Source organism: Klebsiella sp. CB_Kp196 (assembly GCF_040061575.1).
In the GTDB taxonomy this organism is placed as follows: Bacteria; Pseudomonadota; Gammaproteobacteria; order Enterobacterales; family Enterobacteriaceae; genus Klebsiella; species Klebsiella michiganensis.
Genome location: NZ_JBEAFH010000055.1, coordinates 77,224 through 89,419, shown reverse-complemented (window position 1 = coordinate 89,419; position 12,196 = coordinate 77,224). Strand labels below are relative to the sequence as shown.

At 54.7% G+C, this 12,196-nt stretch carries 11 protein-coding genes; 8 read left to right on the top strand and 3 right to left on the bottom strand.

Going from position 1 to position 12,196, the window contains the following annotated elements; all coding sequences use genetic code 11:
- Positions 1-12: 12 nt before the first annotated feature.
- The 7 genes from ABLU87_RS19795 (at position 13) to ABLU87_RS19765 (ending at position 7,651) form a co-directional block, all read left to right on the top strand.
- Complete coding sequence (locus tag ABLU87_RS19795; protein ID WP_102802813.1) at positions 13-1,392, top strand: MFS transporter; 1,380 nt, start codon at positions 13-15, stop codon at positions 1,390-1,392.
- Positions 1,393-1,409: 17 nt separating this feature from the next.
- Positions 1,410-2,453: an NAD(P)-dependent alcohol dehydrogenase gene (locus ABLU87_RS19790; protein WP_049082151.1), complete on the top strand. Its 1,044-nt coding sequence runs from the start codon at positions 1,410-1,412 to the stop codon at positions 2,451-2,453.
- A 24-nt stretch (positions 2,454-2,477) separates the two neighbouring features.
- A complete protein-coding gene (locus ABLU87_RS19785) occupies positions 2,478-3,314 on the top strand; it encodes a ketose-bisphosphate aldolase (RefSeq protein ID WP_014228956.1) in 837 nt (278 codons plus the stop codon).
- A gap of 4 nt (positions 3,315-3,318) precedes the next feature.
- Positions 3,319-4,266 (top strand): sugar kinase, encoded by a 948-nt coding sequence (locus ABLU87_RS19780; protein ID WP_048261794.1) that lies wholly within the window; start codon positions 3,319-3,321, stop codon positions 4,264-4,266.
- Between the two features lie 9 nt (positions 4,267-4,275).
- On the top strand, positions 4,276-5,259 hold the full coding sequence (locus tag ABLU87_RS19775) for an aldo/keto reductase (RefSeq protein ID WP_032749514.1): 984 nt from the start codon (positions 4,276-4,278) through the stop codon (positions 5,257-5,259).
- 133 nt (positions 5,260-5,392) lie between these two features.
- Positions 5,393-6,151: a DeoR/GlpR family DNA-binding transcription regulator gene (locus ABLU87_RS19770; protein WP_122116720.1), complete on the top strand. Its 759-nt coding sequence runs from the start codon at positions 5,393-5,395 to the stop codon at positions 6,149-6,151.
- Positions 6,152-6,292: 141 nt separating this feature from the next.
- Positions 6,293-7,651: an MFS transporter gene (locus ABLU87_RS19765; protein WP_047724040.1), complete on the top strand. Its 1,359-nt coding sequence runs from the start codon at positions 6,293-6,295 to the stop codon at positions 7,649-7,651.
- 37 nt (positions 7,652-7,688) lie between these two features.
- Here the strand turns inward: ABLU87_RS19765 and pncA are convergent, their stop codons facing one another.
- The 3 genes from pncA to sppA all read right to left on the bottom strand — a co-directional run bounded on the left by pncA (position 7,689) and on the right by sppA (position 11,305).
- Positions 7,689-8,330 carry a bifunctional nicotinamidase/pyrazinamidase gene (gene pncA / locus ABLU87_RS19760; RefSeq protein ID WP_032749510.1) on the bottom strand — a complete coding sequence of 214 codons (642 nt, stop codon included), beginning with the start codon at positions 8,328-8,330 and terminating at the stop codon, positions 7,689-7,691.
- Positions 8,331-8,340: 10 nt separating this feature from the next.
- Positions 8,341-9,357, bottom strand: coding sequence for an asparaginase (gene ansA, locus ABLU87_RS19755; RefSeq protein WP_004850037.1), 1,017 nt, complete (start codon positions 9,355-9,357; stop codon positions 8,341-8,343).
- 94 nt (positions 9,358-9,451) lie between these two features.
- Positions 9,452-11,305 carry a signal peptide peptidase SppA gene (gene sppA / locus ABLU87_RS19750; protein ID WP_014228962.1) on the bottom strand — a complete coding sequence of 618 codons (1,854 nt, stop codon included), beginning with the start codon at positions 11,303-11,305 and terminating at the stop codon, positions 9,452-9,454.
- Positions 11,306-11,471: 166 nt separating this feature from the next.
- Between sppA and ABLU87_RS19745 the strand changes: the two genes are divergently transcribed.
- Positions 11,472-12,023 (top strand): NAD(P)H nitroreductase, encoded by a 552-nt coding sequence (locus tag ABLU87_RS19745; RefSeq protein WP_038424334.1) that lies wholly within the window; start codon positions 11,472-11,474, stop codon positions 12,021-12,023.
- Positions 12,024-12,196 lie beyond the last annotated feature (173 nt).

The window sequence follows — 12,196 nt, the reverse complement described above, 5'->3', positions numbered from 1 at the left end:
GAACGTTATCCGATGGAACAGATAGCAAAACCGCACTGCGGCGCCAGGCTGGATCGCCTGCCTGACTGCCGCTGGCACTCTTCAATGTTTGCCATGGTCGCTTTCGGATTACTGGTCTGCTGGAGTAATGCCGTTGGTGGATTAATTCTCGCGCAGTTAAAAGAGCTCGGCTGGACCGACAATTCGACTACCGCCACGTTCTCCGCCATTACCACGGCAGGTATGTTTCTCGGCGCGCTCGGCGGCGGCATCATCGGCGATAAAATTGGGCGTAAAAACGCGTTTATTTTGTATGAAGCGATTCATATTATCGCCATGGTCATTGGGGCGTTTTCCCCGAATATGAGCTTCCTTATTGCCTGTCGTTTTGTCATGGGCGTGGGATTAGGCGCGCTGCTGGTGACCTTATTTGCCGGTTTCACCGAATATATGCCCGGCAGAAATCGCGGAACATGGTCCAGTCGGGTCTCGTTTATCGGTAACTGGTCTTATCCGCTCTGTTCGCTGATCGCGATGGCATTAACGCCGCTAATTAGCGCGGAATGGAACTGGCGCGTGCAGCTGTTGATCCCGGCCGCGTTGTCGCTGATAGCTACCGTGATTGCCTGGCGCAGTTTCCCTGAGTCCCCCCGCTGGCTGGAGTCGCGCGGGCGCTATGTGGAAGCTGAGGAGATAATGCGGGCCATTGAAGGGCGGGTGGCTCGGCAGACGGGCAAGTCGCTGCCGCCGGTAGTTATCGATGATGATGGTAAACCGCCGCGCGCCGTTCCTTATTCGGCCTTATTAACGGGCGCATTGCTGAAACGGGTTATTTTAGGCTCCTTCGTGCTGATAGCCATGAACGTCGTCCAGTACACCTTAATTAACTGGCTACCGACGATATTTATGACCCAGGGTATTAATCTGAAAGACTCTATTGTCTTAAATACCATGAGTATGTTCGGCGCGCCGTTCGGGATTTTTATCGCCATGCTGGTGATGGATAAAATTCCCAGAAAGACGATGGGTGTAGGTCTGTTAGTGTTAATTGCCGCGCTGGGATATATCTATTCGCTGCAAACCAGCATGCTGCTGATTACGTTAATTGGCTTCTTCCTGATTACGTTTGTCTATATGTACGTCTGTTACGCCTCGGCGGTTTATGTTCCGGAAATATGGCCGACTGAAGCGAAGCTTCGCGGGTCGGGTCTCGCGAACGCGGTGGGGCGAATCAGCGGTATCGCCGCGCCTTATGCGGTGGCGGTACTGCTTAACGGCTATGGCGTAACTGGTGTGTTTGTGCTGCTGGGGGCCGTCTCTATTATTGTCGCTATCGCTATTGCAACCATCGGAATTGAAACCAAAGGCGTCTCTGTCGAAAGTCTCGGTATTGATGCAGTTACCAGCAAATAATATTGACGGGAAATAAAATGAAAAATTCAAAAGCGATATTAAAAACACCGGGCACGATGAAAATTATCGCTGCCGATATCCCGGTACCCAAAGAACATGAAGTGCTGATCAAAATTGAATACGTCGGAATTTGCGGTTCAGATGTCCACGGTTTTGAGTCGGGGCCCTTTATTCCGCCGAAAGACCCTAATCAGGAAATTGGTCTGGGACACGAATGCGCCGGTACGGTGGTGGCCGTAGGCAAGCGCGTAAGCAAATTTAAGCCGGGCGACCGGGTGAATATTGAACCCGGCGTGCCGTGCGGCCACTGCCGCTACTGCCTGGAAGGAAAATACAATATCTGTCCCGACGTCGACTTTATGGCCACGCAGCCAAATTATCGCGGCGCGCTAACCCACTATTTATGCCATCCGGAGAGCTTCACTTACAAACTGCCCGATAACATGGACACCCTTGAAGGCGCTTTGGTGGAGCCTGCGGCGGTTGGCATGCATGCCGCAATGCTGGCGAACGTCAAGCCGGGCAAGAAAATCGTCATACTTGGCGCAGGCTGTATTGGCTTAATGACCCTGCAGGCATGCCTTTGCCTGGGGGCAAGCGACATCGCGGTGGTTGATGTGCTGGAAAAACGCCTTGCCATGGCCGAACAACTCGGAGCCAAAGTCGTTATCAACGGCGCGAAAGAGGACACCGTTGGGCGTTGCCAGCAGTTCTCCGGCGATATGGGGGCCGATGTTGTTTTTGAAACGGCCGGGTCTGCCATCACCGTTAAGCAGGCTCCTTACCTGGTGATGCGCGGAGGAAAAATCATGATCGTCGGTACGGTTCCCGGTGATTCAGCCATCAATTTCCTCAAAATTAACCGTGAGGTCTCGATTCAGACCGTCTTCCGCTATGCCAACCGCTATCCGGTCACCATAGAAGCGATCTCCTCCGGGCGTTTCGATGTGAAATCGATGGTGACGCATATTTATGATTTTGAGGATGTTCAGCGCGCGTTTGATGAATCCGTTAATAACAAACGCGAGATTATTAAAGGCGTTATTAAAGTTAACCATTAATGTATTGCAAAGGGAGAAACAACCATGCTGGCAGATATTAAATATTGGGAAAGCGATGCCCAGAATAAACATTATGCGATTGCCCACTTTAACGTGTGGAATGCGGAAATGCTGATGGGAGTTATTGATGCAGCGGAAGAGGCTAAGTCGCCGGTGATTATCTCTTTCGGTACCGGATTTGTGGGCAATACCTCGTTTGAAGATTTTTCGCATATGATGGTTTCGATGGCCAAAAAGGCGTCGGTTCCGGTGATTGCTCACTGGGACCACGGGCGCAGCATGGAGATAATCCACAACGCCTGGGTCCACGGCATGAATTCGCTGATGCGCGACGCTTCAGCCTTTGATTTTGAAGAGAACATTCGCCTGACCAAAGAGGCGGTGGATTTCTTCCATCCGCTGGGTATTCCGGTTGAGGCGGAGCTGGGGCATGTGGGGAATGAAACGGTCTACGAAGAAGCGCTGGCGGACTATCACTATACCGACCCGGATCAGGCGGCGGAGTTCGTCGAGCGTACCGGCTGCGATTCGCTGGCGGTGGCGATTGGCAACCAGCACGGCGTCTATACCTCAGAACCGAAATTGAATTTTGATGTAGTGAAACGCGTGCGCGAGGCGGTATCCGTTCCGCTGGTGCTACACGGCGCGTCCGGCATTAGCGACGCGGATATTAAGCAGGCCATTTCGTTAGGTATTTCGAAGATTAACATCCATACCGAACTGTGCCAGGCGGCGATGGCGGCGGTACAGGAGAACCACAATCAGCCGTTCCTGCACGTAGAACGTGAAGTTCGCAAAGCGGTGAAAGCGCGCGCGCTGGAGAAGATCAAACTGTTTGGTTCTGACGGGAAAGCGGAATGACAATATGGATAATATCGAGGTTATTTGTCTGGGTGCGGCTATCGTAGATATTCCTCTGCAGCCGGTGAGTAAAAATATCTTTGATGTCGACTCTTATCCGTTAGAACGCATCGCCATGACCACCGGGGGAGATGCCATTAATGAGGCCACTATTATTTCCCGACTCGGTCACCGAACAGCATTAATTAGCCGGATAGGGAACGACGCAGCAGGACATTTTATTCTTGAACACTGCCGCCGGGAGAATATTGATATCCATAGCCTGAAGCAGGATAGCGAAATCGATACCTCAATCAACGTGGGCTTAGTCACCGCCGATGGCGAGCGTACTTTTGTGACTAACCGCAACGGGAGCCTGTGGAAGCTGAATATTAACGATGTTGATTTTGACCGCTTCTCTCAGGCAACGCTGCTGTCGCTGGCGAGCATTTTTAATAGCCCGCTGCTCGACGGCAAAGCGTTAACGGAGATCTTCATTCAGGCCAAAGCGCATGGGTTAATTATTTGCGCCGATATGATTAAGCCGCGGCTTAACGAAACCCTTGAGGATATTCGTGAGGCGCTGAGCTACGTCGATTATCTGTTTCCCAATTTTGCCGAGGCAAAACTGCTCACCGGCAAAGAGACGCTGGATGAGATTGCCGACTGTTTCCTGAGCTGCGGCGTAAAAACGGTCGTCATCAAGACCGGTAAGAGAGGCTGCTTTATTAAGCGTGCCGATATGAAAATGGCGGTTCCGGCGGTTTCTGGCATTACCGCCATCGACACCATTGGCGCGGGGGACAATTTTGCCTCGGGATTTATCTCCGCGCTGCTGGAAGGCAAGCCGCTGCGCGACTGCGCGCTGTTTGCTAACGCAACGGCCGCGATCTCGGTGCTTAGCGTAGGCGCCACCACGGGCGTGAAGAACAGAAAGCTGGTTGAACAACTTCTCGACGAATACGAAGGGTAATAGCAGCAGATGAAAATGATTCCTTTAGGCAGTACGGATATGACGCTTTCCCGCATGGGATTAGGCACATGGGCCATTGGCGGAGGCCCGGCATGGAACGGCGATCTCGACCTGCAGATATGTATCGATACCATTGTTGAGGCACATCGCTGCGGGATCAATCTGATTGATACCGCGCCGGGCTACAACTTCGGCAACAGCGAAGTGATTGTCGGCCAGGCGCTTAAACAGCTTCCGCGCCGTGAAGTCGTCGTCGAAACCAAATGCGGTATCGTCTGGGAGCGGACGGGTAGCCTGTTTAACAAGGTCGGCGATCGCCAGCTGTACAAAAACCTGACGCCCGAGTCGATTCGCGAAGAGGTGGAGGCCAGCCTGCAAAGGCTGGGTATCGACACCATTGATATCTATATGACCCACTGGCAGTCGGTGGAGCCCTGCTTTACGCCAATTGCGGAGACCGTCGCCACGCTGAACGCGCTAAAGAAAGAGGGCAAGATTCGCGCCATCGGCGCGGCGAATGTCGATGTCGGGCATATCAGGGAGTACCTCAAACACGGCGAGCTGGATATCGTGCAGGCCAAGTACAGCATTCTTGACCGGGCGCTGGAAGCCGAGCTGCTGCCGCTCTGTCAGCAGAACGGTATTGTGGTGCAGGTCTACTCGCCGCTTGAACAGGGGCTACTGACCGGCACTATCGGCCGCGATTATGTTCCCGGCGGCGCGCGCGCTAATAAGGTCTGGTTCCAGCGGGAAAATATGCTGCGCGTGATTGATATGCTTGAGCAGTGGCAGCCGCTGTGCGAAAAATACCGCTGCACCATCCCCGCGCTGGCGCTGGCGTGGATTTTAAAGCAAAGCGATTTAATCACCTTACTCAGCGGCGCCACGGCGCCCGAACAGGTGCGTGAGAATATTGCCGCGCTGACCATCGCTCTGACGGATGATGATTCATTATTGATGAGACGAATGGCGGAAGCGGTGGAGACAAAATAAGAGCGGCATCATTGACCTCTGTTTCTGTGTAAAAGAATATTGGAATCTGCTATTCGGACATGTTATTTTGAAAACAAACATATCCTGGCAGAAGCCAGGGGGTTATTACTTTGCGGGAAACAGAGGTGTTATCGTGGCGGCAAAAGATAGGATTCAGGCCATTAAGCAAATGGTGACTAACGATAAGAAAGTGGCGGTTTCTAATTTAAGCGCAATTTTTCAGGTCACTGAGGAAACCATACGCCGCGATCTGGAAAAGCTCGAAGATGAAGGTTTTTTGACCCGAACGTACGGCGGTGCGGTATTAAATACCAGTGCTTTATCCGACAATATTCATTTTTATAAACGGGCAAAGTCTCATTTTGAAGAGAAGCGAATTATTGCCCGTAATGCCTTGCCGTTTATTAAAAATAAAACCACCATGGCTGCCGATTCCAGCAGTACGGCGATGGAGTTATTAAAGCTGCTAAAGGAGAGAAACGATCTCACGCTGTTAACCAACTCGGCGGAAGCATTTCATGAGCTGGCGCAGTCGGAAATAAATGTTGTTTCGACCGGCGGAGAACTGAATAAGAACACGCTGTCGCTGCAGGGGCGAATCACCAAGGAAATTATCAGTCGTTATCATGTAGATATTATGGTAATGAGCTGCAAAGGCCTCGATATGCAGAGCGGGGCGCTTGACTCTAACGAAGCGGAAGCGGAAATCAAGAAAACCATGATTCGCCAGGCAGCCGAAGTAGCTCTGCTGGTCGATCACTCCAAATTCGATCGTAAAGCGTTCGTCCAGTTGGTGGATTTTAGCCATATTAATTACCTGATCACTAATAAGGCGCCGGGTGCACAGTGGATTGCATTCTGTAAAGAAAATAATATTCAACTGGTTTATTAACTTCGCCGTTGGTGGTGTCGATATTGTTTTCGTTTGCACCTGGGTAATGCCATAAAAATTTAATGATGACGGACAGCGCGGCAAAAGTGACCCTGCCGCCAACGCCATACTTTATAATTTAGCTGAATTTGAGGCATCCAGATGGAACAATGTGACCCTATCGGCGCAAGATTAGACCGCTTACCCTTGTCGCGATTTCATTTTCGTATTTTTGGCATTATTAGTTTTAGTTTATTAATCACCGGTTTCCTCAGCTATTCCGGTAACGTGGTGCTGGCAAAATTAGTCAGCAACGGCTGGTCAAATAATTATCTCAATGCGGCATTTACCTCGGCGCTGATGTTTGGCTACTTTATCGGCTCGCTGACCGGTGGTTTTATGGGGGACTATCTCGGACGGCGCAAAGCTTTTCGCGTCAATTTACTGATCGTCGGGATCTCTGCCTGTGCGGCAACCTTTGTGCCCAATATGTACTGGCTTATCTTATTCCGCTGTCTGATGGGCTGCGGGATGGGCGCGCTGATTATGGTGGGCTATGCCTCATTTACCGAATTTATACCGCCCGCGGTACGTGGCAAATGGTCCGCCCGACTGTCGTTTGTCGGCAACTGGTCGCCCATGCTGTCGGCGGCCATCGGCGTTGTAGTGATCGCTTTTTTAAGCTGGCGGATGATGTTTCTGCTCGGGGGGGCGGCTATGCTGTTGGCCTGGTATCTGTCGGGGATGTATTTTATTGAATCCCCACGCTGGCTGGCCGGCAAGGGACAACGACATGCGGCTGAAGAACACCTCCGGCAGGTGGAGTCGCAAATCGAGAAAGAGAAAAACATCACATTACCGTCCTGGCAGAGTACTGCCCCGGTTGCGGAGCCGTGCGCGGAAAGCGGCTCTTTCTGGCTGCTGTTTAAAGGTCAGATGCTGCGGCGAACGCTGGTGGCGATCGCGGTACTGATCGCCATGAACATTTCGCTCTATACCATCACGGTGTGGATCCCAACGATTTTCGTCAATTCGGGGATCGACGTGACGAAATCTATCTTGATGACCGCGATAATGATGGTTGGGGCGCCGGTGGGGATATTTATCGCCGCGCTGATTATCGACCGTTTTCCGCGGCGATTATTTGGCTCATTTCTACTGATAATTATTGCGGTGCTCGGCTACGTCTATTCGATTCAAACCGCAGAGTGGGCCATCTTAAGCTATGGTCTGGTGATGATATTTTTCCTGTACATGTACGTCTGCTTTGCTTCAGCGGTATATGTGCCGGAGCTGTGGCCAACGCATCTCCGTCTGCGCGGTTCAGGTTTTGTTAACGCGGTAGGCAGAATTGTCGCCGTATTTACCCCTTACGGCGTCGCTATCCTGCTGACCCGCTACGGCGCGATTACCGTATTTATGGTTCTTGGTTTATTGCTGGCGCTTTGCGCGCTGATTCTGTTTTGTTTTGGCATCGAAACGCGCAACGCGTCGCTGGAAGAGATTTCCGCTCTGGCCTGAGATAACGCGCCGACAGAACAATGCCTGTCGGCGTATTTTATGCGTGGGTTTCCAGCCAGTCGTCAAGGGTATAGAGAGTTGCGCCCGCGGCGGCCATCTCCATAAACGCCAGATTGCTATCCTGCGGCTGAATATTCACCCCGCGGCAGCCGTCGGTAATCACGTTGACGGTGTAGCCCAGATTGAGGGCGTCAAGCACGGTAAACTTGACGCAGTAGTCGGTGGCGAGACCCAGCACCGTTAGCTCGCTGATGCCGCGCTCGCGCAGCCACGCATCGAGCTGCGTTTTCTGCCGGTGGCCGTTGTCGAAAAAGGCGCTGTAGCTGTCAATGGCCGGATTTTCCCCTTTGTGGAACACGGCGGCAATAGCCTGCTGTTTGAGCAGCGGATGCAGCGACGCGCCTTCGCTATTCTGCACGCAGTGATCCGGCCAGAACGTCTGCGCCAGGCCATCAAGCTCGCCCTGGGTATAGGGTTCGACCTGATGCTGACTGGCAAAGCTGCCGTGGTTCGCCGGGTGCCAGTCCTGGCTGGCAACCACCGTTTCGCCCCGCGCCGTGCTCCAGGCGATAAGCTGGTTGGCGACGTCCACCGTGCTGTCGCCCTGCGGGACGGCTAGCGCGCCGCCGGCGCAGAAATCATTTTGTAAATCGACCAGTAGCAGCGCGCGCTGGGTCATGTGCTTCTCCTTACTCATCGGGTGTCAGTTCGCCGCGCAGATTCTCCTGCATGGCGTGACGGATAGCCGCTACGTCCAGATCCTGGCTCAGCAAATAGTGTAGCTTGGTCAGTGTGGCCTCGACGGTCATATCAAATCCGCTAATCACGCCAGCCTGCGCCAGCGCGTTGCCGGTGGCGTAGCCGCCCATGTTGACCTTGCCGGACATACACTGGGTCAAATTAATCACCACGATACCGCGCTGGCTGGCTTCGGCCAGGACCTGAATAAACTCGCCGTTCTGCGGCGCGTTACCGACGCCATAGGAGCGCAGGATCAGCGCTTTGACCGGCTGGCGCAGGAAGTTGCGCACCACGTCGGCGGAAATGCCGGGATAAATCGTCACCACGCCAATCGGCTGCGGCGTGATAGGGTGCACCACCAGCTCGCCGCTGCCGTGCGGCGCGGGAGGCGTGCCGAGCCGGCGAATATGGATACCGGCTTCCAGCAGCGGCGCCAGGTTGGGCGAGGCGAAGGCGTTAAAGCCGTCGGCATGGGCCTTCGTCGTGCGGTTGCCGCGGTAGAGGCGATTATTGAAGAACAGCGACACTTCGTTAATCGGATAGTTGGCGGCGACGTACAGCGCGTTGAGCAGGTTAATCTGGCCATCAGAGCGCAGTTCGGCAAGCGGGATTTGTGACCCTGTCACAATGACCGGTTTTCCCAGATTCTCCAGCATGAAGGAGAGCGCCGAGGCGGTAAACGCCATGGTGTCCGTGCCGTGGAGGATCACGAAACCATCGTACTGGTCATAATGGTCGCGAATATCGTCGGCGATATGCTGCCAGTCTTCCGGCGTCATATCGGAAGAGTCCATTAACGGGGCGTATTCATGAATGGTGAAGTCCGGCATCTCCGGGCGGTGAAACTCGGGCATCAACGCCAGCTGGCGCTGTAAATGGCCGGAAACGGGGATATAGCCGTGTTCAGAACGCTGCATACCAATGGTGCCGCCGGTATAGGCAACGTAAATAGATTTCTTCTGCATAGCATCGCTTAGGTTAAACGTAGACAGGCGCAGTATAGAGGGGCGGAAGAAAAAATAAAGTAAATGCCGCCCCACGGGATGGGGCGGCAGAGGATTAACGAATATTGGCGCAGGTTAAGCAGAACGCGTAGCGGTTCTGCGGATCGTTGAATGCCGCCAGCTTATCGCTCTCGGTTTTCACCGCATTGGCCGCCGCGGCGACCGGTGCGGGCAGATACGCCTGGACCGCTGCCGGCAGCGCCGCGCGAACGGAACCCGTCAGGCTATCCACCACCATCGAAAAGAAGGTCGGTTCTTCCTGATAGTAGTTGATATGCCACTGTTTCAGCTTCGCCAGCTCGGCGGCTTTTGCCACTGCATCGTCAAAGTCGCCAAGGCTATCGACCAGGCCGTTCGCTTTTGCATCTTCACCGGTCCAGACGTGGCCCTGAGCGATTTGGTCAATTTTCTCCGGCGTGCTCTTACGCGCGTTCGCCACCAGGGTGATAAAACGCTTGTAGCCGTTTTCGATGCTGAGCTGCATCAGCTGTTGCACTTCCGGAGGCAGCGCTTTGGTGGTTGAGACATCAGCCAGCGGCGAGGTGGCCACGCCGTCGGTATGGACGCCAATTGAGCCGAGGGTATCTTCGACGGTATTGATCACCCCAAAGATACCGATAGAGCCGGTAAGGGTGCTGGGGTTGGCGACGATATAATCCGCCGGGGTGGAGATCCAGTAGCCGCCGGAGGCTGCCATGCCGCCCATTGAGACCACCACCGGTTTACCGGCCGCTTTTGCCGCCGCCAGCTCTTCGCGAATCATCTCGGAGGCGCTGACGCTGCCGCCCGGGCTGTTAACCCGCAGCACGATCGCTTTCACTTTCGGATCGAGGCGCGCGTCGCGGATCTGCGCGGCGGTGGTGTCGCCGCCGACGTTACCCGGCGTTTCTTCGCCATCCATAATCGCGCCGTTAGCAAAGATAACCGCTATTGCGGAACCCTGGTCGGCAGGCGTTTTCAGCGTGTAATCGTAGTAGCTGATTGCGCTGTAGTTGTTGTCCTCTTTACTCCAGCCAAACTGTTTAGTCAGCGCTTTTTCCACCTCGGTAGAGGTGCCCAGCGCATCAACCAGCTTGTTATCCAGCGCGTATTTTGCCGTATCGCCATCGACTTTACGCAGGCCGTCAATCACGCCCTGAGCGCCGGGGAACAGCTGCTGAGCGGTGATCTGGCGGTTGGCGGCAATGGTATTGAGGTAGTTTTGCCACAGCTCGCCAATCCAGCGGCTGTCCGCCTCGCGCGCCGCCGGGGACATATCATCGCGGATAAACGGCTCTACCGCTGACTTATAGGTGCCGACGCGGAAAACGTGGGTCGACACTTTGAGCTTGTCGAGCAGCGATTTGTAGTACAGGCCGTTGGTCGCGAAGCCGTGCAGGTCCACTTCGCCCTGCGGCGAGAGCCAGATCTTATTGGCGAAGCTGGCCAGATAGTACTGACCCTGGCTGTAGCTGCTGCCGATGGCATATACCGGCTTGCCGCTATCGCGGAATTCGCGCAGCGCTTTACCGATATACTGCATCGACGGCTGATCGCCGCCGGCAAAGTCCTTCAGATCCAGCACGATACCGGTGATATTGCGGTCGTCTTTCGCCTGGCGAATTGTCTGCACAATGTCGAACAGCGAGTTTTCCTGCAGGCGATCGGAACTGGCGCCAAACAGCTGGCGGCCAATCACGCCAAGCTTGCTGCTGGCCGAGGGTTTATCGACCACCACGCCGGTGATATCCAGCAGCAGCGCGCCGCGGGTAGCGTGCTCTGTCGTTGTACTGCTGAACTGGGCCCAGATGCCGACGCAGGCCAGCACCAGCACCAGGAAAACCACGTTCAGTGCGAGCTGGCGAATGAAATTGAGCACGCGCCATGTCCATTTAAAAAATCCGGCGAGCAGTCGCCAAAGAGTTCGCATGTATTCTCCCTAACCATAATCAAAAATGGGCGAGCCGCAGGGGCTGCCGCGTCTGGCTATCCTAATGAGAGTGCCGTCGGTTGTCAGCAGGAATCACCCGTTGGGCTGTAACAAAATCCTTGCGCATGTTAATTTTATGAAAAATCACATCACAGGAGTTATACAGATGGATGCTCTCGAACTACTGGTTAATCGCCGCAGCGCTTCACGTCTGACCGACCCGGCTCCGGCGGGCGAACAGCTGGAAAACATCCTTCGCGCTGGCCTGCGCGCGCCGGACCACGGGACGCTGCAGCCGTGGCGCTTCTTCATTATTGCCGATGAAGGGCGCGAGCGCTTCAGCCAGCTGCTGGAAAAAGGCGCGGTGGCGGCAGGGGGAGATGAAAAAGCGATTGAAAAAGCGCGCAGCGCGCCGTTTCGCGCGCCGCTGATCATTGCGGTGGTGGCGCACTGTGAAGATCATCCGAAGGTGCCAAAGTGGGAGCAAGAGATGTCGGCGGGCTGTGCGGTGATGGCCATGCAGATGGCGGCCGTGGCGCAGGGGTTTAACGGCATCTGGCGCAGCGGCGCGTTAACCGAAAGCCCGGTTGTACGCGAAGGGTTTGCCTGCCGCGAGCAGGATAAGATCGTGGGCTTTCTCTATCTGGGGACCCCGCAGCTCAAAGCGTCAACCACCATCGCTTTGCCGGATACCGCGCCGTTCGTGACGCGCTTCTGAGTCCGTTCTCGTTATGCCGGGCGGGCCCGGCTCACCGCCTCCTCGGGGGAAGTAGCCCGGCTAAGCGCAGCGCGAGCCGGGTGGAAGCAGTGTCAGTGTATCAGACTTGACACCTTTCCCGGAGGCGGTGCTGGCGCACCAGTCCGGACTACCAAACCGCGGACGGCTGGGAA

Excerpts from the sequence above, each read along its gene's own strand:
- ABLU87_RS19795 (WP_102802813.1), top strand. The coding sequence starts at position 13 with ATGGAACAGATAGCAAAACCGCACTGCGGCGCCAGGCTGGATCGCCTG.
- ABLU87_RS19790 (WP_049082151.1), top strand. The coding sequence starts at position 1,410 with ATGAAAAATTCAAAAGCGATATTAAAAACACCGGGCACGATGAAAATT.
- ABLU87_RS19785 (WP_014228956.1), top strand. The coding sequence starts at position 2,478 with ATGCTGGCAGATATTAAATATTGGGAAAGCGATGCCCAGAATAAACAT.
- ABLU87_RS19780 (WP_048261794.1), top strand. The coding sequence starts at position 3,319 with ATGGATAATATCGAGGTTATTTGTCTGGGTGCGGCTATCGTAGATATT.
- ABLU87_RS19775 (WP_032749514.1), top strand. The coding sequence starts at position 4,276 with ATGAAAATGATTCCTTTAGGCAGTACGGATATGACGCTTTCCCGCATG.
- ABLU87_RS19765 (WP_047724040.1), top strand. The coding sequence starts at position 6,293 with ATGGAACAATGTGACCCTATCGGCGCAAGATTAGACCGCTTACCCTTG.
- pncA (WP_032749510.1), bottom strand. The coding sequence starts at position 8,330 with ATGACCCAGCGCGCGCTGCTACTGGTCGATTTACAAAATGATTTCTGC.
- ansA (WP_004850037.1), bottom strand. The coding sequence starts at position 9,357 with ATGCAGAAGAAATCTATTTACGTTGCCTATACCGGCGGCACCATTGGT.
- sppA (WP_014228962.1), bottom strand. The coding sequence starts at position 11,305 with ATGCGAACTCTTTGGCGACTGCTCGCCGGATTTTTTAAATGGACATGG.
- ABLU87_RS19745 (WP_038424334.1), top strand. The coding sequence starts at position 11,472 with ATGGATGCTCTCGAACTACTGGTTAATCGCCGCAGCGCTTCACGTCTG.